Origin of the sequence: Neisseria yangbaofengii, assembly GCF_014898075.1 — a bacterium.
Taxonomy (GTDB): domain Bacteria; phylum Pseudomonadota; class Gammaproteobacteria; order Burkholderiales; family Neisseriaceae; genus Neisseria; species Neisseria yangbaofengii.
Map to the genome: position 1 here is coordinate 689330 of NZ_CP062976.1, position 21347 is coordinate 710676.

The window sequence follows — 21347 nt, forward strand, 5'->3', positions numbered from 1 at the left end:
ATGCCCAAGCTGCATCAAATCATCGAACAACATTGGCAACGGCCCAAGCCGTGGCTGCGTGTGCTGCTGAAGCCTTTGTCGACCGTGTTCGCCTATATTGCGGCAAAGCGGCGGCAGGATTTTCTGGCGGGGCGCACGCCGAGTAAGAAACTGCCTGTGCCTGTGGCGGTGGTGGGCAATATCCACGCGGGCGGTGCGGGTAAAACGCCGATTGTCTCCGCGCTGGTGTCGGGTTTGCAGCAGCGCGGGGTGAACGTGGGCATTGTCAGCCGCGGCTATGGGCGGACTGAAAAAAATGTGCATGTGTTGACTGCGGGCAGCACCGCTGCGCAAGCCGGTGACGAGCCTTTGCTGCTGTATCGCCAAACCGGCGCGCCGGTAGCGGTGGGCAGCAGCCGGGCGGAAGCCGGGCGGGCGTTGCTGGCGGCTCATCCGCATGTGCAAATCATCGTTGCTGATGACGGTTTGCAACACTATGCCTTGCAGCGCGATGTGGAAATCGTGGTGTTTCCGTTTGCCGATACCGCACGCAATGATTTGGATTTGCTGCCCAACGGCAGCTTGCGCGAACCTTTATCGCGCTTGGCTTCGGTGGATGCGGTGGTGGTCAGCGGCGGGAGAAATCCGGTATTCAGGCCGTCTGAACATATGTTTGCCTGCCGTGTCGAAACCGGCCGAATTTACCGTTTGAACCAGCCGTCTGAAAAACTGGATTCAGGCCGTCTGAAAAACAGCCGCGCCGCCGCAGCGGCAGGCATTGCCAAGCCGGAACGCTTTTTTGATTCCCTGCGTACTCTGGGCATTGAATTGCAAGAAACGCTGGCGCTGCCTGACCATGCCGCTATCACACCGCAGGATTTGCCGCGTGCCGATTTTGTGTTTATCACCGAAAAAGATGCTGTGAAACTTTCGGACGGCCTTAATTCCGATGCTTTAAATCATGTGTGGGTGTTGCCTATTTGTGCGATAATCGAGCCTGATTTAGCTGATTTTGTATTAGGCCGTCTGAATATCGAGCCGCCATCGCAACGGTTTGATTAAGACTGAATCCAACCGACAGACGACCGACAACCACTTTCCCAAAGAAAGCCGAAACCATGGAAAAAAAATTCTTAGACATCTTGGTCTGCCCTGTGACCAAAGGCCCGCTCGAATACCGTCAAGACAAGCAGGAATTATGGAGCCGCCAAGCGAAATTGGCTTATCCGATTCGCGACGGCATTCCGTTTATGCTGCAAAACGAAGCGCGCGAATTGACCGAAGAGGAATTGCACGCATGACCGAATTTGTGGTGTTGATTCCGGCGCGTTTGTCGTCTTCACGCCTGCCGGGCAAAGCGTTGGCCGATATTCACGGCAAACCGATGGTGGTGCGCGTGGCCGAGCAGGCCGCCAAAAGCCATGCGGCGCGCGTGGTGGTGGCAACCGATCACGTTGATATTCAAGCGGCTTGCAAAGCGCACGGTGTAGAAGTGGTGATGACGGCCGATACACATGAGAGCGGCAGCACACGTTTGGCCGAAGCGGTGAAAACACTCAATCTGCCGCAGCATTTGATTGTGGTGAACGTGCAGGGTGATGAGCCCTTAATCGAGCCGGAACTGATTAACCGCACCGCTGAAGTGTTGGTGGAAAACAATGTGCAAATGGCCACCGCTGCGCATGAATTGCACGATTTCGATGAATTTATGAATCCGAACGTGGTTAAAGTGTTGCTGGATAAAAACCGCAATGCCATGTATTTCAGCCGCGCACCGATTCCGTTTCCGCGCGACACCATGCGCGGAAATCTGCGTGAATTGCCGCAGGAAACACCTGTTTTGCGCCACATCGGCATTTATGCCTACCGCGCCGGTTTCCTGCAACGCTATGCCGAAATGAGCGTGTCGCCGCTGGAAACCATTGAATCGTTGGAACAATTGCGCGTGTTGTGGCACGGTTTCCCGATTGCGGTGGAATTGACCGGCCATGCGCCGGCCGCCGGCGTGGATACGCAAGAAGATTTAGAGCGTGTGTTGCAGGTGTTTCAAGCATAAATACATATAGGTAGGCCGTCTGAAAAAAATTGTGCGCTTGCCGCAAATCTTTTCAGACGGCATGTAAAGTATTATGATAGTAATGTAAAAGTCATTGACACAAACAGAGGACAAACCATGAAAGTATTATTGTTGGGTGCACCCGGCGCAGGTAAAGGCACGCAGGCGCAATTCATTACCGCCGCTTTCGGCATTCCGCAGATTTCGACCGGCGACATGTTGCGCGCGGCCATCAAAGCCGGCACACCGCTGGGACTGGAAGCGAAAAAAATCATCGATGAAGGCGGCTTGGTACGCGACGACATCATCATCGGCATGGTTAAAGAGCGCATCGCCCAAGACGATTGCAAAGACGGTTTCCTGTTCGACGGTTTCCCGCGTACTTTGGCGCAAGCCGAAGCCATGGTTGAAGCCGGCGTGGATTTGGACGCTGTGGTGGAAATCGATGTTCCCGACGGCGTGATTGTCGACCGCATGAGCGGCCGCCGTGTGCATTTGCCGTCAGGCCGCACTTACCACGTTTCTTACAATCCGCCGAAAACCGAGGGCAAAGACGACGTGACCGGCGAAGATTTGGTTCAACGTGATGACGACAAAGAAGAAACCGTGAAAAAACGCTTGGACGTGTATCACGGGCAAACCGAAGTGCTGGTGGATTTTTACAGCAAATTGGAAGGCGAACACGCACCGAAATACATCAAAGTTGACGGCACGCAAGCCGTTGAAGCGGTGAAAGAGCAAGTATTGGCTGCATTGGGTCAATAATTTTGCGCCCATGAAAAGACAAAAAGGCCGTCTGAAAAATTTCTTTCAGACGGCCTTTTTGTATGGAAAAACTGTTAAAATCCGGATTAACTGATGATAAAGGCCGATGCGGATTTCACTGTGCGGCTCGCTTTGATAGGAATTATAATGAACCCGTTAATCACTGATTTTCACCTGCCGCAAACCCGCACGCCGGTGATTGTGGCTTTGGATTTTGCCAATGAAGCCGATACGCTGAATTTTGTGCGCACGCTCGACCCGAGTTTGTGTCAAATTAAAATCGGCAAAGAATTGTTTACCGCAACCGGCCGCCCGTTGGCGGAAAAACTGATTAACCAAGGCTTTAAATTATTCTTGGATTTGAAATACCACGATATTCCCAACACCGTTGCCCAGGCCTGCCGCGTGGCGGCCGATATGGGCGTGTGGATGGTCGATTTACATGCTTCGGGTGGCCGCCGCATGATGGAAGCCGCAGCGGAAGCCGTCGCCAATCATGCGCAAAAACCGCTGCTGATCGGTGTGACCGTATTGACCAGCATGGAACAAAGCGATATGGCGGAAATCGGCTTGGATATCGAGCCGGAGCAGCAAGTATTGCGTTTGGCTAAATTAACCCGAAGATCAGGCTTGGACGGCGTTGTCTGCTCGCCTTTGGAAGCCGTGCCGTTGCGCCGTGAGTTGGGCGAAGATTTTGTGTTGGTAACACCGGGCATCCGCTTGGATATTGCCGGTAACAACGACGACCAACGCCGCATCATGACCCCGGCCGAAGCGCTGGCAGCCGGTTCGACTTATCTGGTAATGGGACGCCCGGTAACGCAAGCAGCCGACCCGATAGCCGTATTGCGCGAAGTAAACCGTATGGCCAATCCGGCGGAATAATTTCAGACGGCCTTAAAGGTGGTAGCTTGGATTGAAAACCCAAAAAAATCCTATTGAATGTAAAAACATAACCATAGCGGCGTGAACGCAAGGCCGATTCATGCCGTTGAGCAGTAAACCCAAATCAGGAATTTATTTAATATGGTACAAAAATTCCAGGCAGCAGATGTACAGCAACGTTTCGCCCAAGCGCGGGTGTTGGTGGTGGGCGATGTCATGCTCGACCGTTATTGGTTCGGTGACGTATCGCGCATTTCGCCTGAAGCGCCGGTGCCGGTGGCGAAAATCAACCAAATCGACCAACGTGCGGGCGGAGCCGCCAATGTGGCACGCAATATTGCTTCATTGGGCGGTAAAGCCGGATTGTTGTCGGTAACCGGTCATGACGAAGCCGCTGATTCGCTTGAACAGCTGATGCAGCAAGACGGCGTAGAATCTTATTTAATGCGCGACGAACAAATAGCCACCACAGTAAAATTGCGTGTGGTGGCCCGCAATCAGCAATTGATTCGTTTGGACTTTGAAGAATTGCCGCATCATGAAGTGTTGGAACAAGTCAAAGAACGTTATCGGGAAGTCTTGCCCGATTACGATGCGGTGATTTTTTCCGATTACGGCAAAGGCGGCCTGGCCCACATAGCCGACATGATTGATTGGGCGAAACAGGCGGGCAAAATCGTGTTGATTGACCCGAAAGGCGATGATTACGAAAAATACGCCGGCGCGACCTTGATTACGCCCAACCGCAGCGAATTGAAAGAAGTGGTCGGCAGTTGGCGCAACGAAGACGAGTTGGCCGGAAAAGCGCAAAGCCTGCGCCGCCATCTCGATTTGACCGCTATTTTGCTGACCCGCAGTGAAGAAGGCATGACGCTGTTTAACGACGGCGAAGCGGTGTATCAGCCGACGCGGGCGCAGGAAGTGTATGACGTTTCCGGCGCGGGTGATACCGTAATTGCGGGTATGGGCTTGGCAATGGCCGCCGGTTTTACCATGCCCGAATCCATGCATTTGGCCAATACCGCCGCCGGTGTGGTGGTGGCGAAATTGGGTACGGCGGTTTGCTCGTTTGATGAGTTGCAAACTGCGTTGGCCGGCCAATAAACATTGAATATTCAACGATTCAGACGGCCTTGATTGAACAGACCGTCTGAAAAACAAAAGGAATTGTTATGACCATCATCGTAACCGGCGCGGCCGGCTTTATCGGCAGCAATATTGTCAAAGCGTTGAACGCGCGCGGCATCACCGACATCATAGCGGTGGATAACCTGACGCGCGGCGAAAAATTCAAAAATCTGGCCGAGTGCGAAATCAGCCATTATCTCGACAAACACGAATTTATCCGCCAAGTGCGCGAACATGCCTTGCCTTACGATGATATTCAAGCCGTGTTTCATCAAGGTGCGTGTTCCGACACCATGAACCACGACGGCCTGTATATGATGGACAACAACTATCAATATACGCTGGATTTGTTCGATTGGTGCCAAGACGAGCGCATTCCGCTGCTGTATGCGTCGAGCGCGGCGGTGTACGGCAAGGGCGAGGTTTTCCGTGAAGAGCGCGAACTGGAAAAACCGCTGAATGTGTACGGCTATTCAAAATTCCTGTTCGACCAAGTATTGCGCCGACGCATGGAGGAGGGCTTGACCGCGCAAGTGGCGGGCTTCCGCTATTTCAATGTTTACGGCCAAATGGAACAACACAAAGGCCGCATGGCTTCGGTGGCTTTCCACCATTTCAACCAATACCGTGAAAACGGGTATGTGAACCTGTTCGGTGCCAACGACGGCTATGGCAACGGCGAGCAAACCCGCGATTTCGTCAGCGTGGAAGACGTGGCCAAAGTGAACCTGTTTTTCTTCGATAATCCTGAATTATCAGGCATTTTCAACTTAGGCACCGGCCGCAGCCAGCAGTTTAACGACTTGGCCGCCGCCACCGTCAACGCCTGCCGCGCCGCCGAAGGCAAGCCGGAAATGAGCTTGGAAGAATTGGTGAAAGAAGAACTGATTCGCTACATTCCGTTCCCTGATGCATTAAAAGGCAAATACCAAAGCTTTACCCAAGCCGATATCAGCAAACTGCGTGCAGCCGGTTACAATGAATCCTTCTTTGATGTCAAAGAAGGTGTAAGCCGTTATGTGCAATGGATGTTGGCGAACTTGGTTTAAGCATTGAATTTGATTCAACAGGCCGTCTGAAATGTTTTCAGACAGCCTGAAATATTTGTTGGAAAGACTGACCCAAGCAAGTCAGGATTTACAATATCTGCCGTTTATGCTTTAATTTTCCTTAACCGAAACAGGGGTGCTGCGCCACGCGCGGCTGAGAATTACCCTTATACCACCCGATCAGGATAATACCTGCGTGGGGAGTTTCAGCGAGTTTATTTTTCAGACGGCCTTATGCAATCCGTCAGGCCGTCTGAAACCGCCAAACGCCGCTCCTGTTTTGTTTTATTCTAAACGAGAAACAGGAGCACTTTTATGGCACTCAAAACCAACGGCAACGAAACCGCCCAACTCGACCGGCTTTCCCATGATTTGGGCATTCAGTTTGCCTATCCCAATTCCGACAAAGTCTATATTTCCGGCAGCCGCGCCGACATCCGTGTGCCTTTACGCGAAATCCGCCAAGACGACACTGTGAGTGATCGCGGCCGCGAACCGAATCCGCCGATTCCGGTGTACGATACCAGTGGCGCATACGGCGACCCGACCGTCAAAATCGACCTGAAACAAGGCTTGCCGCATATCCGCAGTGCATGGCTGGACGAACGCGGCGACACTGAAATTTTAAGCGGCTTATCCAGCGAATACGGCTTGGAGCGTGCCCGCGACCCGCAAACCGCGCATCTGCGTTTCAACCGAATCACCCGGCCGCGACGTGCCAAAGCCGGCGGAAACGTCACGCAAATGCACTACGCGCGCCAAGGCATCATCACGCCGGAAATGGAATTCGTCGCCTTGCGCGAGCGTATGAAAATGGACGAATTGTTCAGACGGCCTGAATATGCCAAATTAATCAAACAACACCCCGGCGAAAGTTTCGGTGCCAATCTGCCGACCCATCCTGATCAAATCACCCCCGAATTTGTACGCCAAGAAATCGCCGCCGGCCGTGCCGTCATTCCGGCCAACATCAACCACCCCGAATTGGAACCGATGATTATCGGGCGCAATTTCCGCGTCAAAATCAACGGCAATTTGGGCAGTTCGGCGGTTACGTCCGGCTTGACGGAAGAAGTGGAAAAAATGGTCTGGGCGCTGCGTTGGGGCGCGGATACGATTATGGATTTGTCCACCGGCGCACATATTCACGAAACACGCGAATGGATTATCCGCAACGCGCCCGTGCCGATTGGCACTGTACCGATTTATCAGGCTTTGGAAAAAACCGGCGGCATTGCCGAAGATTTAACGTGGGATTTGTTCCGCGATACCTTGATTGAACAGGCCGAGCAGGGCGTGGATTATTTCACTGTTCACGCCGGTGTGCTGTTGCGCTATGTGCCGTTGACGGCCGGCCGCCTCACCGGTATCGTGTCGCGCGGCGGCTCGATTATGGCGAAATGGTGTTTGGTGCATCATCAGGAAAATTTCCTCTACACGCATTTTGACGAAATTTGCGAAATCATGAAGGCATATGACGTGTCGTTCAGTTTGGGTGACGGTTTGCGCCCGGGCTGCGTGGCCGATTCCAATGATGCGGCGCAGTTTGGTGAGTTGCACACTCTGGGTGAATTGACCGCCAAAGCATGGCAACACGATGTGCAGGTGATGATTGAAGGCCCCGGCCATGTGCCTTTGCAGCGCGTGAAGCAAAATATGACCGAAGAATTACAGCATTGTTTCGAAGCACCGTTTTATACCTTAGGCCCGTTGGTGACCGACATCGCACCGGCTTACGACCACATCACCTCCAGTATCGGCGCGGCCAATATCGGCTGGTACGGCACGGCCATGCTGTGTTACGTTACTCCGAAAGAGCATTTGGGCTTGCCGGATAAAGAGGATGCGCGTACCGGCATTATCACCTACAAACTCGCCGCCCATGCTGCTGATTTGGCCAAAGGCTGGCCAGGCGCACAAGTGCGGGATAATGCCTTATCTAAAGCACGTTTTGAATTCCGCTGGCGCGACCAATTCCGCCTAAGCCTTGATCCTGAACGCGCCGAAAGCTACCATGACGCAACCCTGCCTGCCGAAGGCGCGAAAACCGCCCATTTCTGCTCGATGTGCGGCCCTAAATTCTGCTCGATGAAAATCACGCAGGAAGTGCGTGACTATGCCGCCGCGCAAAAAGGGATGGCGGAAAAAGCGGTCGAGTTTGTGCAAAAGGGTGCTAAGATTTATAGTTGATGGCTGCAATTTAAGCTATAAAGAGGCCGTCTGAATCGGTAAAGTGTTTCAGACGGCCTCAAGCTTTATCGGCAAGATATTAATTAAATGTAAGAAAACCCGCGTTGTTTACAGTATTTGAAAGACAATGCCGCAATGAGCATTTACAAAAACACCCGACTGACACCGCACCAACGTTAAGCCGTTTGGAGAGCCTATACACAGAATAAAACCGCTTCAGGAAATGGCCAGGCTGGCCGGTTGCAGCGTATCGCTGGTAAAGCCGGTGATGCGGAAATATAAAGCAGAACAGTATGATACGGAAAGATAAAAAGGCCTTCTGAAAGATTGTTTTTTCAGACGGCCTTTATGCGTGTAGGCGGTAGAACGCGTGCGTGTTAGAGCCGTAATCTGCCTTTAAATTTTAGATTTTACACAGACCACAGACTACAGCTTGCTATTTTATAGCTGAAGCATATTATGTCATTTGTTTAAAGAAGGAATCTTTATGGAAGCATTGTTTTACTTCGGGATATTTTTGATATTAGGTGTGATTCCCGGATTTCTGATAGGTGTATCTTGTTATAGGAATATGACGCAGAGAAACAATGAGGAGGAAGTATGATTGGATTGATTGCCATCATCTTGATTATTGTTGTTTTTGGCGGCATTGGTTTTGTTTCGGGGTGGCTCTTTGCTATATGGGACGAACGCAGCGGTATTTTAAGCTCGCCCAAAAGGTTTCTCTGTTATCTACTTGGCTTGGCAGTGTTGTTTTTGGTTTTATTCGGCGACGAGATTATCGGCAAGATGCAGTTTGATGCTTTATGTAGAAAGGCAGAGTTCAAGCTGTTGGTTGATGAAGCTGAGCTTAAGGATAAAAAATTGATCTCCTACCGTAAAAAAGGGAAACGAATAGAATACCACGGGGTGCGAATTTATCATTACATTGACGATTATCAAGATGATGAAAAGGGAGTAGTCTATTTTTCTACCAGTTCATATTATGCATTTGGAGCAGGATGGCTTTCAAATATTGTTACTTTAGGAAACAGGCAATTTTTAATATTCTCTAATAAATTAGATAATAGAATTTGTAGTAATCCAAAATATGAAGAATTTAAAAAGAAATATCATTTTTCAATAATTCATGAACGATAATGGAGTTTGAATGAATACGTTACAAAACACATACATTAATGCATTATTAGCTGATGCGGTATACGTTAAAGAACTTAATAATAAACTGTCATCTAAAAGTTTGACAGCTTTATTGACTGAAAGAATGACCTACACCCAAGCTCAGTATATTGCTGATAATTTTGAAGTACTTGCAGTAAAAGAAACCGATGATTGGATAAAAAGCGGGTTTGATGCCGTTATCTGGCGCGGTAAAGAAAATGGTATTGCTGCCGGAAAAATCTTTGTTTCTTTACGAGGCACGGAAGGGGCACAGGATTTTATTACTGATGTGGATTTGGCTTTGTCTGTAGCCGCACGCGGTCAGATTATCGATATGGTCAACTGGTGGAATCAGGTTGTGACACCGACCAATCAAATGGCCGCACAGATTAAAGAAGTAGGAGCTGATTCCAATTTAAGTTCAAAGCCAAATATGCTGGAATTTCGTTTTGTAGAAAAAAGCGATTCGGTCAAAGGATTAGGGATATTGGTGTCTGATGAAGGTGCAAATTTATCGGTAACGGTAAATGGTCACAGTTTGGGTGGTCATTTGGCAGGTGCATTTGCGAGATTGTTTCAAGACAGTATTCAGATTGATGAGGTAAATACCTTTAATGGTGCCGGTTTTCTTTCTACTGGTGAATTCTTTTTTAAACAAATTGAAACTGCATTATCATTAGAGCCAACCAAATTTTATACACCTCAAAACAACTACTTTGCTGCGCACGGCATCAATGTCACTACTAATGACTGGTGGTTTAAGCAGATAGGTAGCAGGCAGCCTATTTTTAATGAAGAAGGTACGACAGTTCCTAATCATTCGCCCACGCCCTGCGGCAACTCGGCAAACATCTGACTATCAGTATCCATGCCGCTTAACCCTTATTACGTTATTTCACGATACAGGCCGTCTGAAACCGACGGCTTGTGTAACAAATACCTAAAAACAGAGGATTATATGTGTAAAACTAAGCCCTTAATTTTCCTGCTTATTTTGACAGCATGCTCTCCTACTTCTAATATCCCGTTTCAAAAAGCAACAAAGAGTTTTGAATCCCAAAACGTAGATAACATGAAAAATGTCCAAATCCGGCAAGGAGATTTGTGCCAAATCTCTCCCGATCTGACATTTGGCAAGGTATATGCCTATCACGAAATCACCTGCCAAAGCGGGGAATCCGGATACATTCTTGATGAATACTTCCAATATTTTGAACCTGCCGATAATTAAATTGCCGGCAGGCTCTACCGTTATTGGATTTTTGGATAATCATTCATTTTCACAACCGATTTGGATTTACTTAAAAAATTTGCCATATCAGCCGGAGAAAATACATCGCCAAATACCCATCGGGGGTCAACAACATTGACCCCAATATCACCAAAAGCAGCAACAATCTCTTTTGAGCAACTGTGATCTAAAACACCATACTTTGCATTAACCACGATTTTCTTTTCAATCGAAGCCAATAATTTCAATTTATCCTTTTCCGATAACTGAAGCACAAAACCACGTGTTTTGCGATAAGTTTGCTGTTTCTCTATATATGTGCGCTTTTCCCTAATATCCCATGACCCCGGACTCCGACCATATACCAAACCACCAATATTAACGGCAACATGCCCAAATTCAGAACCGCCACTCGGGATTCGTCCATCACTGATTAAGATTTCAACATGATTGTTTTTCAGTATATAGTCAATCCCCCTAATATAAATTACAATCTCCCCCATGACCTATTCAACAGACTTCCGCCAACTTGCCTTAGCCAAACTCGCCCAAGGCCTCTCCATCCGTCAAGTAGCCAAAGAGCTCGGCATCGGCAGCGATACCGTGTTCAAATGGAAAAAGAATCCCACTCCCAAAGGCTATCCCAAAGACAGAAAACCCCTCAAAATTACCAAAGAAGCACTGCTTAGAGACGTCGAACAATACCCCGATGCCTATTGCTACGAACGGGGACAACGGCTCAACTGTTCGACCAACGGCATCCACCAGGCATTGAAAAGATACGGAATCAGTCGAAAAAAAGACCAATAAACACCCCAAAGCAGATGTTCGGCTCAGAAAACGCTTTATCAGACTCAGACACCGTTTCCAACTGAAAGAGCGTCCGATTGTTTGGCTGGACGAAAGCGGATTCAGAGCTTCCGTCCACCGTCCTTACGGTTATGCCCCAAAAGGCAGACGGTGTATTGATACCCATGACTGGCAGGGACGTAATCAGACCAATGCCGTCGGAGCGTTATTTCACGGCAAACTGTTTGCCGTCGGGTTGTTTGATTGCAGTATTGACCGCCGAATATTTGACGCTTGGGTGGAGCGGATTTTGATTCCGGAGCTACCGCAAAACAGTGTGGTGGTGATGGATAATGCGACGTTTCATAAGGGGAGTGCTTTAACACTTCTGAAGGAGAAAGGCCATACTGTGTTATGGCTTCCGCCCTATAGCCCTGATCTGAATCAGATAGAGAAAAAGTGGGCTTGGATTAAAGGTGTTAGGAATCGGCTGCGAATTACGGATGTGGATTGGCTGTTTCAGATGTGTATCGATAAATAAATTTATTTGCTATATTTGACACAGATAAGGCACAAAGCAAAAAGACAGCTTAAAAAATAAGCTGCCCGCAATAAGGATTTAAATTCGTAAGTATCAGTAATTAAATAAATTATTGGTGCCCGGAGCCGGAATCGAACCGGCACGACCTGTTTAGGGTCGACGGATTTTAAGTCCGTTGTGTCTACCTATTTCACCACCCGGGCAACAGTTTTATGAGAATAAAACTATTGAAAGTGGAGGCGGGAGTCGGAATCGAACCGGCGTAGACGGATTTGCAATCCGCTGCATAACCACTTTGCTATCCCGCCATAATGAAAAAGCTGCTCTATTACAAACAACTCTGTTATTTTGGAGCGGGAAACGAGTCTCGAACTCGCGACCTCAACCTTGGCAAGGTTGCGCTCTACCAACTGAGCTATTCCCGCATTCGGTATTACATTCAATGATAAACTTTGGAGCGGGAAACGAGTCTCGAACTCGCGACCTCAACCTTGGCAAGGTTGCGCTCTACCAACTGAGCTATTCCCGCATTCGGCGTTACATTCAATGATAAACTTTGGAGCGGGAAACGAGTCTCGAACTCGCGACCTCAACCTTGGCAAGGTTGCGCTCTACCAACTGAGCTATTCCCGCATTTGATTAAATTTGAATGGAGCGGGAAACGAGTCTCGAACTCGCGACCTCAACCTTGGCAAGGTTGCGCTCTACCAACTGAGCTATTCCCGCTCAAATTTAATCCGATTGTTACGCTCTGTAACAAGGAAGACACCATTATTATGGATTTGCTTCTAATCGTCAAGCAGTTCGTGCTATTTTTTTTAACTTTTTTGAGCCATTTCTTTCCAGGCCATTTTCAGATAATAGAGCATCGACCACAGCGTGAGTACGGATGCGATAAACATCAATATGTTACCAATCATGATTAAGTCGAGGCCGTGAAAATTAGGTAAACCGATGAGCAGCAATAGGATGGCGGCCATTTGCACGGTGGTTTTTAATTTGCCGATGGTGGCGACGGCCACGCTGTTACGCCGTCCCATTTGTGCCATCCATTCACGCAGTGCAGAAATGGTGATTTCGCGACCGATGATGATTATGGCAAAGATGACGTAAGTGCGGTCAAGACTAACGAGCAGCAGCAGGGCAACGGCGACCATTAATTTGTCGGCGACAGGATCGAGAAATGCGCCGAAGTCGGAGGTTTGCTTCCATAGTCGTGCTAAAAAGCCGTCAAACCAATCGGTAATGGCGGCCACGGCAAAAATGACGGCGGCGGTCCAGTTGACAGTTTGCGGGTCTATCCAGTTTTCCGGCAGATAAAAAAGTACGGTAAACACCGGAATGAGCAAAACGCGCATCCAAGTGAGTAGAATGGGAATATTCCAAGGCATTTGGCGACCTTTTCAGTAGGCTGTGGTTCGCTTGATATCAAGTCGGCTATTATAGCGAATTTCATCGCCTGCCGATAATTTCTGAGGGTAAAAATTCCGTTGTAAGGTTTTGGGTTGGCCGGGCAGATTTAGATGATGATGAAACATCGATAACGAGGCAGTAATTGACGTTGCAAAGGATTATCTAAAAATGGGTGTAGGACCGTCTGAAAAGCAGGCAGGTGGTGGCTATGCGGATTATGCGGTAAATAATGTGCGGCATAATAGTGGGCAAGTAAGTCGGCTTGCTGTTCCATATTTAAGTCGCTGAAATGTTGAATGGTATGTGGCGGCGGATACACATAGGCTTTGCGACGTACATAGCCGCCGACTGCCGTCAGCAAGATGCCTGCCCACCATGTTTTAAAACCGAGCTGGTGCTGCCAAACATGAGTAAGTTCGTGAATCAGCCACATTTGATAACTGTGACCGGCCAGAGCGAAATCGGCAGGGCAGTTTTGGCGCGGAAAGTAAATGTGGCCGTTGGGTGCAATCGCTACATTGATGCCGGGCAGATAAGGAATGCCGTGATAGATTTTGACGCGCGCATAATCGATGCCGTCTGAGAAAACGCGGCGGGCCATTTCGATTTCGTTTGCCGTTAAACGCCGCCAATGCTTACTCACGCGCTTCCTTTCGTTTGCGCCAATGGTATTGGGTAAGCAGCCGCCAGCCGACCAATACGGCGATATAGCCAATCACGGCCAAAATCGAACCCAAAACTGGCACGCCGACCAGCAGGGGTTTGCCTGCGCCCAGCAGCCAAGTGCCGAGTTCGCTGAAAAAATTCGTATCCGACCAGCTTGGGAAGTCCAGCGTGTCTGCTGTTTCTATGCCCAAAATCAGCGAGCCGATTTTGTAGGCGGCGTAATAGAGCGGCATATAGGTGATGGGGTTGGTATAGAGAGTGCTGAACACGGCTACCGGCAGGTTGGTACGCAAAAAGTAGGCGACAATAAGCGCGCTGATCATTTGTGTAGGGCCGGGCATTAAGCCACAAAACATACCGACCGCTACCGACACCGCAGCTTGACGGCGGTTGAGTGTCCAGAAATAGGGCCTATCAAACAGTGGCGCAAAAGGTTTGCTCCAGCGAGATGCGAAAATCTGCTGTCGGCCGGGTAATTTTTGGCGTAAACGGTTGAGATAGGATTGGCTCATGGATAGGCGTTGAAGTGAGACATACAGGGTAACATGGTGGGTTGTGGCCGAGTTTTAAAGAGAAGGCAGTCTGAAAAAGAATAGGTGCGGTGAAGCAGGTAATCAAATTTATCGATAATAAAAGGCCGTCTGAATGCAAGTTTGACTTTCAGACGGCCTTGAATTTTATCGGGCGTTATCCGTGCCGAACAATTTATCCATCGGGGTCAGATTGATGGCATTGCCTTGGCTGGTAATCCATTTGTCTTCCACACGCCAGATACCGGCTTCATCAGCCACACGCACATACCAGTGATTGGTGGCGGGCAAAGGTTTGAACACGGCATCGTATTCCATGCGTTCGGATGAGACGTTGCTGCCTACTGCTTTGAGGGTAATGGTTTGGTCTTCTGCTTTTTTTGCAGGGTGCAACAATTGCAGGTAAACCGGCTGCTTGGCGTCGAAATCGCCGCTGACAAACACTTTGGCTTTATCCATATCCGGGCTGATTAACACTTGCGCCTGAATATGGCGTTTGACCGCTTCTTCGTCGCGCTTCAATTCGATTCCGATGTGCTTGCCGTCTTTGTAGTAATCGTCGGATACCAAGTCGGTCATGTTTTGCTTGGCAACAAAAAACATGGATACGCTGGCGATGACTACAAAAATCGGGCCGACCATCAAAAACCAGGGCCAGAAGTTTTTATACCAAGGTTGTACATTTTTTTTCTGCGACACATTACTCTCCGATAAAGGTTGCTTCTTCTTCAATCGTCACTTTATCCGAATCAGCTTTGCCTGATTCTTGGTAAACGAAGATAAATTCAATAGGATGGCTGCCTTTGTCGGCATATTCCGGAATGGTGGATACCTGCACAGGAATGGTGATGGTTTCACGGGCAGGCAATTTCAAACCTTCTTCCGGTAAACCGGTCAAGGCGATTTCTTCAAAGCCTTTTACGCTGGCGGTCAGGACTTGGTCGTATTCGCTGTTGTTGATGATGCGCAGGTTATACGCATTTTCCAACCAGCCTTGGTTGTTTTCACGAACCATCACGCCGCGGTCTTTTAAGATATCCACTTCAACCATTTTTCGGGTGGAAATGCCGGTAATAAAGGCAATAATCACGATTGCCAATACCGCGCCATAACCGGCTACGCGTGGGCGTTTCAAGCGTTTCTTGATGTCGGATTCAGGATATTCATGTTCCAACGCGCCTTCGGTAGTGTAGCGAATCAGACCGCGCGGATAGCTCATTTTATCCATGATTTCATCACAGGCATCAATACAGGCGGCACAACCGATACACTGATATTGCAAACCGTCTCGGATGTCGATGCCGACCGGGCACACTTGCACGCACATATTACAGTTGATGCAGTCGCCCAGCGGTGTTTCTTCGCGGGAAACGCTTTTCTTACGTGCGCCACGCGGTTCGCCACGCTCGTAATCATAAGAAATAATCAGCGTGTCTTTATCAAACATCGCACTTTGGAAGCGCGCGTAAGGGCACATGTGCAGACACACTTTTTCACGCATGATGTGCGCCATAAAGAAAGTCATGAAGCCGTAGAAGGCTGCGGCAAAGACGGCACCGCCGCCGGCTGAGCCATTAAACAATGCCGGTACAAACTCACGAATCGGGTTGAACCAGCCGGCAAAGGTAATGCCTGTCCATGCGCAGAACAGGAAAATTAGCAGGTATTTGGTTGCTTTGATGCGGATTTTGGTGAAATTCCACGGTGATTTTTCCAGCTTCAGGCGTTTGTTGCGGTCACCTTCAACCAAGTTGTCAATCCAAAGCATGATTTCGGTGTAAACTGTTTGCGGGCAAGAATAACCGCACCACAAGCGGCCGGCAATGGTCGTCCACCAAAACAGGCCGAACGCGCAAATCATCAGCAATAATGCCAAGTAAATCAAGTCGCCCATGCCCAACGACAGGCCGAAGATATAGAAATGGCGATCGGGAATGTTGAATAATACCGCTTGACGGCCGGACCAGTTAAACCACGGAATAATGTAAAACACAAATTGCGTTGCCAATATTGCCGCAATACGCAGCTTGGCAAAGCGGCCTTCGGCTTTTTTCGGGTGGATGCGCTCGCCCGCCGGATGAATTTGAATTGCGGCCGATTTCGGCTTGGCAGGCTTCGGCGGAGTTAATTTTTCCTCTTTGGCTTGAGCCCCGATGTCTTTTTTAGGCTCGGTTTGCGGCTCGTCGGCATGATGTTCGGGTTCTGCGGCCGGTGTTGGTTTTTCTTCGGCAGACATGGCTTGTTCCTTAATATCAATATGTTTTAATCATGGTAGTGGGTGTGGCAATGCATTTTCAGACGGCCTGAGTCTGAGAAAATGTTTTGCGGCCGGAACTTTGTAATCATAACATTTTCTGCTGTTCCTGCCGACCAAACTGCTTGCTAATTTGTAGAGATTCATCTAATATTTTTTGAACTAATACAAAAAAAGCTTTGTATGACTCAATTAAAACCTAAAGGCAATACCGCTGTCAATATTGCCCAATCCATCGAGCAGCTTATCCGCCGCAAAGTGTGGCCTGAAGGCTGCCGTTTGCCGACGGTGCGCAGTTTGGCGGACGAATTGGGGGTCAATCCCAATACCGTATCGGCCGCTTATAAACAATTGCGTGCTGCCGGCATTATCGATACCGATGGCCGGCGCGGCAGCTTTGTGCCACACAAAACCGAAATTTTGCACAGCGAAACCGCCGTTCCGCAAGGTTTGGTCGATTTGGCTTCGGGCAATGTCGACCGCCGCTTACTGCCGCCGCTGGCGCCGGATTTATTCGATCATTACAGTTTGAATGCTGATGTGGGCAATTATGGTGACCATCCTGAATTAATAAAATTTTTAAAAAACTGGTTGGCCGAGCACATCGGCATTGAGAGCGAATTAATGTTGCTTTCGAGCAGCCTGGATATTATTGAGCGCATTCTCATGCAACGCTGCATCAGCGGCTGTAAAGTATTGATTGAAGATCCATGCTGGCCGCCGCTGCCTGCTTTGTTGGCTGCTTTGCGCTTAGAAGCCGTGCCTTTGCAGATGGATGATGAAGGCGCGGTGGTACCCGAGCAATTGAGCGGTGATTTTTCCGTGGTGATTCTGACGCCGCGTGCGCATAGCCCGACCGGCATTAACTACAGCCGCGCGCGTTGGCAGCAATGGCAGGCATTTTTGAATCAGTACGATGCTTTGCTGATTGTCGACGACCACTGGGCGGCTTTGAGCCGGCAGCCTTTTTACGGCATGCAAGGTTTTGAAGGCGAATGGATCTACACCACGTCCACCAGTAAATTTCTCGGCACTGATGCGCGCATAGCGATTGCGGCCGGCAACAGCAATATCCTGCATGCCATGAAAAAGCGATTTGCCTTGGGGCCGCGTTGGATCAGCAAAATTCTGCAACATTTGACTTGGCAGCTGTGGCAGCGGCTGGAAGGAGAGGCTATGCATGAGATTTCGGAAAGCTATCGTGTCCGCCGCCAAACTTTGTTTGTATGTTTGAATCAACACGGCATTTTCCCTTTAGGCAAAAATGGCGAAGGCTTCCATATTTGGCTGCCGGTCGCCAATGAAGCGCAGGTGATTCAGTTTTTGGCGGCAAAGGGGTGGGCAGTGCAAAGTTGCGCGGCATTTCATTTTGCCAAACGCGGCTCGGTACGCATTACGTTCAGCAATCTGGATTTGGCTGATTGCGCGCGTTTGGCCGGCGACATTGCCGAAACGCTGAATGCAGGCCGTAAAACGATTTATTGAGTGTACAGGCCGTCTGAAAATTTTTTGCATAGTTTTCAGACGGCCTTTTGTTCTGTCGCAATACTGTGCTTGAAAGCCTTGCAAAATCAAGCGATAATTCAAACCGTTTTCCCGCATTCACATCTTTAAAAGAAAGAAGGTACTGATGTCACAACTGGCAAACGCAATCCGCTTCCTTTCCGCAGACGCGGTACAAAAAGCCAACTCCGGCCACCCGGGTGCGCCGATGGGCATGGCTGAAATGGCCGAAGTTTTGTGGACGCAATATCTCAACCACAATCCTGCCAATCCGAAATTCTACAACCGTGACCGTTTTGTATTGTCTAACGGCCACGCGTCGATGATTTTATACAGCCTGTTGCACCTGACCGGTTACAATGTTTCTATTGAAGATTTGAAAAATTTCCGCCAACTGCACAGTAAAACGCCGGGCCACCCGGAATACGGCTACACCGACGGCGTAGAAACCACTACCGGCCCATTGGGCCAAGGTATTGCCAATGCGGTGGGCATGGCTTTGGCGGAAAAAATCTTGGCGGCCGAGTTCAACAAAGACGGTTTGGACATTGTCGATCACTACACCTATGTGTTCTTGGGTGACGGCTGCTTGATGGAAGGCGTGTCACACGAAGCCTGCTCGTTGGCCGGTACCTTAGGCTTGGGCAAATTGATTGTTCTGTATGACGACAACAACATTTCCATTGACGGTAAAGTGGACGGCTGGTTTACCGAAGACATTCCGCAACGGTTTGAAAGCTATGGCTGGCATGTAGTACCGAATGTCAACGGCCACGATACCGCAGCGATTCAGACGGCCATCGATGCCGCCCGCGCCGAAACCGGCAAACCTTCCATCATCTGTTGCAAAACCTTAATCGGTAAAGGAGCGGCAACCAAAGAAGGCAGCCATAAAACCCACGGTGCGCCATTGGGTGCGGATGAAATCGAAGCCACGCGCAAACATTTGGGCTGGACGCATGCCGCGTTTGAAGTGCCGCAAGAAGTGTATGAAGGTTGGGATGCCAAAGAAAAAGGCGCGCAACTGGAAAACGAATGGAACAAACTGTTTGCCGAATACCGAAGCCGCTTCCCTGAAGAAGCCGCCGAATTCGTGCGCCGCATGGAAAAAGAATTGCCGAAAAACTTCGATGCTTATGTTCAGACGGCCTTGAAAGAAGTGTGCGACAAAGCCGAAACCATCGCTACCCGTAAAGCCAGCCAAAACAGCATCGAAACCTTGGCCAAAGTGTTGCCGGAATTTGTCGGCGGCTCGGCGGATTTGACCCCTTCTAACTTAACCGACTGGTCAGACAGCAAAGCCGTTACCGCTCAAAACGGCGGCAACTATGTGCATTACGGTGTGCGCGAATTCGGTATGGGCGCCATCATGAACGGCTTGGCACTGCACGGCGGTGTGAAACCGTTTGGCGCGACTTTCCTGATGTTCAGCGAATACCAACGCAACGCCTTGCGCATGGCGGCACTGATGAAAATCAACCCGATTTTCGTGTTCACCCACGATTCCATCGGCTTGGGGGAAGACGGTCCGACCCACCAACCGGTCGAGCAAACCGCCACCTTGCGCCTGATTCCGAACATGGATGTATGGCGTCCTTGTGACACTGCCGAATCTCTGGTGGCATGGGCAGAAGCGGTGAAAGCTGCCGATCACCCGAGCAGCCTGATTTTCAGCCGCCAAAATCTGAAATTCCTGCAACGCAGCGACGAGCAGTTGGGCAACATCCAGCGCGGCGGCTACGTCATCAGCGAAGCCCAAGGCGAAGCCAAAGCGGTGATTATCGCTACCGGTTCGGAAGTCGAATTGGCCTTGAACGCACAAGCCGCCTTGGCCGAAGAAGGCATTGCCGTGCGCGTGGTGTCTATGCCGTCAACCCATGCATTCGACCGCCAAGACGCCGCTTACCAAGCCGGCGTATTGCCGGCCAACCTGCCGCGCGTCGCAGTAGAAGCGGGAGTGACCGGCGGTTGGTACAAATACGTCGGCTTAAACGGCAAAGTGGTCGGTCTCGATCGCTTCGGCGAATCGGCTCCGGCAGAGTTGCTGTTTAAAGAGTTTGGCTTTACTACGGACAATGTGGTTGCGGCCGTGAAATCAGTGTTGTAAGTCAAATGGTTTGAAGAAAGGCCGTCTGAAAATTTCAGACGGCCTTTTTGATTGACTCAAAAATCTTAAAACTCTTCCGTATCAATCTCGGTTTGCGCGGCGGCAGGATAGCGGGCGCCTTTGACGCTGTGTTGATTGATTAATTCACCGGCTTGCCGCAATATGTCTGCGGCAATATTCAAATCTGCGGCGGCGATGTTATCGGCCAAGTGCTGCGGGTTGGTGGTGCCGGGAATCGGCAGGATGTTGTCGGATTGCGCCAGCAGCCATGCCAAGCCCAGTTGGGCGGCGGTACAGCCTGCTTCATCGGCAAGGGTTTGCAGTTGGTCGCGCAGTTTCAGGTTGGCAGGATAGTTTTCGGCACTGAAACGCGGCATCGGGCGGCGGATGTCTTTTTCTTCCAAGGCGGTAATGTCGCGCAGATTGCCCAAGAAGCCGCGGGCAATCGGGCTGAAGGCGGCAAAGGCGATGCCCAGCTCACGCGTTTTATCTAAAACGGCAATTTCGGGATTGCGTGTCCATAAGGAATATTCGGTTTGCAAGGCGGCAATCGGGTGCACAGCGTGGGCTTTTTCCAAGGTGTCAGCGGAAACTTCGGATAAGCCTATGGCGCGGATTTTGCCTTGCTCAACCAAGCGCGACAGGGTGCCGACGCTTTCTTCAACCGGCACGTTTTTGTCCCGGCGGTGCAGGTAATACAAGTCGATGACATCGGTTTGCAGGCGTTGCAGCGATTCGTCGGCTTGGCGGATTAAGGTTTCGGGACGGCCGTCGATGACGCGTTTGCCGTTGATGCCGCCCATGCCGCATTTGCTGGCAAGGAAAATATTGCTGCGGTGATTTTTCAGGGCTTTGCCGACTAAGGTTTCATTGGCGCCGAAACCGTAAAGGGTGGCGGTGTCGAAATGGTTGTAACCCAAATCTATGGCTTGGCGTAGGAAATCGATGGCGGTTTGTTTGTCCGGCGGCGTGCCGTATGCATGACTGAGGTTCATGCAACCGAGGCCGATGGGATGGACGGGGGTATTGTTGATGGTGCGGTTTTGGGGCATGGTGATTCCTTATTTGAGGCCGTCTGAAATCTATTTTCAGACGGCATG

22 protein-coding genes, 6 tRNA genes and 1 riboswitch are annotated in these 21347 nt (G+C 49.9%); of the genes, 15 read left to right on the plus strand and 13 right to left on the minus strand.

Features of this window, described 5'->3' with window-relative positions:
• The 11 genes from lpxK to H4O27_RS03430 all read left to right on the plus strand — a co-directional run bounded on the left by lpxK (position 1) and on the right by H4O27_RS03430 (position 10444).
• Entirely contained in the window at positions 1 to 1041 is a 1041-nt protein-coding gene (gene lpxK / locus H4O27_RS03380) for a tetraacyldisaccharide 4'-kinase (RefSeq protein ID WP_165009945.1), read from the plus strand.
• Between the two features lie 56 nt (positions 1042 to 1097).
• Positions 1098 to 1280, plus strand: a complete 183-nt coding sequence (locus H4O27_RS03385) for a Trm112 family protein (protein WP_165009943.1) — start codon at positions 1098 to 1100, stop codon at positions 1278 to 1280.
• The gene (kdsB, locus tag H4O27_RS03390; RefSeq protein ID WP_165009941.1) at positions 1277 to 2035 is read left to right on the plus strand and encodes a 3-deoxy-manno-octulosonate cytidylyltransferase; all 759 of its coding nucleotides are present in this window, start codon (positions 1277 to 1279) and stop codon (positions 2033 to 2035) included. Before H4O27_RS03385 ends, kdsB begins: the two co-directional genes overlap by 4 nt.
• Positions 2036 to 2152: 117 nt before the next feature.
• On the plus strand, positions 2153 to 2800 hold the full coding sequence (gene adk / locus H4O27_RS03395; protein ID WP_165009939.1) for an adenylate kinase: 648 nt from the start codon (positions 2153 to 2155) through the stop codon (positions 2798 to 2800).
• A 147-nt stretch (positions 2801 to 2947) separates the two neighbouring features.
• On the plus strand, positions 2948 to 3685 hold the full coding sequence (gene pyrF / locus H4O27_RS03400; RefSeq protein WP_165009937.1) for an orotidine-5'-phosphate decarboxylase: 738 nt from the start codon (positions 2948 to 2950) through the stop codon (positions 3683 to 3685).
• 141 nt (positions 3686 to 3826) lie between these two features.
• A complete protein-coding gene (gene rfaE1, locus H4O27_RS03405; RefSeq protein WP_165009935.1) occupies positions 3827 to 4789 on the plus strand; it encodes a D-glycero-beta-D-manno-heptose-7-phosphate kinase in 963 nt (320 codons plus the stop codon).
• Positions 4790 to 4857: 68 nt separating this feature from the next.
• Positions 4858 to 5862 carry an ADP-glyceromanno-heptose 6-epimerase gene (gene rfaD, locus H4O27_RS03410; protein WP_165009933.1) on the plus strand — a complete coding sequence of 335 codons (1005 nt, stop codon included), beginning with the start codon at positions 4858 to 4860 and terminating at the stop codon, positions 5860 to 5862.
• Between the two features lie 122 nt (positions 5863 to 5984).
• A riboswitch (TPP riboswitch) is annotated at positions 5985 to 6082 on the plus strand.
• A 95-nt stretch (positions 6083 to 6177) separates the two neighbouring features.
• Entirely contained in the window at positions 6178 to 8052 is a 1875-nt protein-coding gene (gene thiC, locus H4O27_RS03415) for a phosphomethylpyrimidine synthase ThiC (protein WP_165009931.1), read from the plus strand.
• Between the two features lie 600 nt (positions 8053 to 8652).
• Positions 8653 to 9192 carry a hypothetical protein gene (locus H4O27_RS03420; RefSeq protein ID WP_165009929.1) on the plus strand — a complete coding sequence of 180 codons (540 nt, stop codon included), beginning with the start codon at positions 8653 to 8655 and terminating at the stop codon, positions 9190 to 9192.
• Positions 9193 to 9202: 10 nt separating this feature from the next.
• A complete protein-coding gene (locus H4O27_RS03425) occupies positions 9203 to 10069 on the plus strand; it encodes an alpha/beta hydrolase family protein (protein ID WP_165009927.1) in 867 nt (288 codons plus the stop codon).
• Positions 10070 to 10285: 216 nt separating this feature from the next.
• Entirely contained in the window at positions 10286 to 10444 is a 159-nt protein-coding gene (locus tag H4O27_RS03430; protein WP_193004328.1) for a hypothetical protein, read from the plus strand.
• A gap of 20 nt (positions 10445 to 10464) precedes the next feature.
• Here the strand turns inward: H4O27_RS03430 and H4O27_RS03435 are convergent, their stop codons facing one another.
• Positions 10465 to 10947, minus strand: a complete 483-nt coding sequence (locus tag H4O27_RS03435) for a hypothetical protein (protein ID WP_165009925.1) — start codon at positions 10945 to 10947, stop codon at positions 10465 to 10467.
• Here H4O27_RS03435 and H4O27_RS03440 point away from each other — a divergent pair.
• Complete coding sequence (locus tag H4O27_RS03440; protein ID WP_165009923.1) at positions 10946 to 11254, plus strand: IS630 transposase-related protein; 309 nt, start codon at positions 10946 to 10948, stop codon at positions 11252 to 11254. The genes H4O27_RS03435 and H4O27_RS03440 overlap by 2 nt on opposite strands.
• A gap of 37 nt (positions 11255 to 11291) precedes the next feature.
• A complete protein-coding gene (locus H4O27_RS13560) occupies positions 11292 to 11774 on the plus strand; it encodes an IS630 family transposase (RefSeq protein ID WP_226883494.1) in 483 nt (160 codons plus the stop codon).
• 113 nt (positions 11775 to 11887) lie between these two features.
• On the opposite strand, the gene H4O27_RS03450 is transcribed toward H4O27_RS13560, so the two are convergent.
• The 11 genes from H4O27_RS03450 to ccoG form a co-directional block, all read right to left on the minus strand.
• Positions 11888 to 11977: transfer RNA gene (locus H4O27_RS03450), tRNA-Leu, on the minus strand.
• Between the two features lie 31 nt (positions 11978 to 12008).
• Positions 12009 to 12082 (minus strand) — tRNA-Cys (locus H4O27_RS03455).
• 41 nt (positions 12083 to 12123) lie between these two features.
• Positions 12124 to 12199, minus strand: a tRNA-Gly gene (locus H4O27_RS03460).
• 28 nt (positions 12200 to 12227) lie between these two features.
• Positions 12228 to 12303 (minus strand) — tRNA-Gly (locus H4O27_RS03465).
• Positions 12304 to 12331: 28 nt separating this feature from the next.
• Positions 12332 to 12407 (minus strand) — tRNA-Gly (locus H4O27_RS03470).
• A gap of 17 nt (positions 12408 to 12424) precedes the next feature.
• A tRNA-Gly gene (locus H4O27_RS03475) sits at positions 12425 to 12500 on the minus strand.
• Between the two features lie 92 nt (positions 12501 to 12592).
• The gene (gene pgsA / locus H4O27_RS03480) at positions 12593 to 13165 is read right to left on the minus strand and encodes a CDP-diacylglycerol--glycerol-3-phosphate 3-phosphatidyltransferase (protein WP_165009623.1); all 573 of its coding nucleotides are present in this window, start codon (positions 13163 to 13165) and stop codon (positions 12593 to 12595) included.
• Between the two features lie 128 nt (positions 13166 to 13293).
• On the minus strand, positions 13294 to 13830 hold the full coding sequence (locus H4O27_RS03485; RefSeq protein WP_165009621.1) for a type IV secretion protein Rhs: 537 nt from the start codon (positions 13828 to 13830) through the stop codon (positions 13294 to 13296).
• A complete protein-coding gene (locus H4O27_RS03490) occupies positions 13823 to 14365 on the minus strand; it encodes a DUF2062 domain-containing protein (protein WP_165009619.1) in 543 nt (180 codons plus the stop codon). The genes H4O27_RS03485 and H4O27_RS03490 overlap by 8 nt, the downstream gene beginning before the upstream one ends.
• Positions 14366 to 14530: 165 nt before the next feature.
• Entirely contained in the window at positions 14531 to 15082 is a 552-nt protein-coding gene (locus tag H4O27_RS03495) for a FixH family protein (RefSeq protein WP_165009617.1), read from the minus strand.
• 1 nt (position 15083) lies between these two features.
• Entirely contained in the window at positions 15084 to 16619 is a 1536-nt protein-coding gene (gene ccoG / locus H4O27_RS03500; protein WP_165009615.1) for a cytochrome c oxidase accessory protein CcoG, read from the minus strand.
• Between the two features lie 201 nt (positions 16620 to 16820).
• On the opposite strand from ccoG, the gene H4O27_RS03505 reads away from it, so the two are divergent.
• Both H4O27_RS03505 and tkt read left to right on the plus strand, forming a co-directional pair.
• A complete protein-coding gene (locus H4O27_RS03505) occupies positions 16821 to 18122 on the plus strand; it encodes an aminotransferase class I/II-fold pyridoxal phosphate-dependent enzyme (RefSeq protein ID WP_165009613.1) in 1302 nt (433 codons plus the stop codon).
• 145 nt (positions 18123 to 18267) lie between these two features.
• Positions 18268 to 20247 carry a transketolase gene (tkt, locus tag H4O27_RS03510; protein WP_165009611.1) on the plus strand — a complete coding sequence of 660 codons (1980 nt, stop codon included), beginning with the start codon at positions 18268 to 18270 and terminating at the stop codon, positions 20245 to 20247.
• A 65-nt stretch (positions 20248 to 20312) separates the two neighbouring features.
• On the opposite strand, the gene H4O27_RS03515 is transcribed toward tkt, so the two are convergent.
• A complete protein-coding gene (locus H4O27_RS03515; RefSeq protein WP_165009609.1) occupies positions 20313 to 21299 on the minus strand; it encodes an aldo/keto reductase in 987 nt (328 codons plus the stop codon).
• Positions 21300 to 21347: the final 48 nt, after the last annotated feature.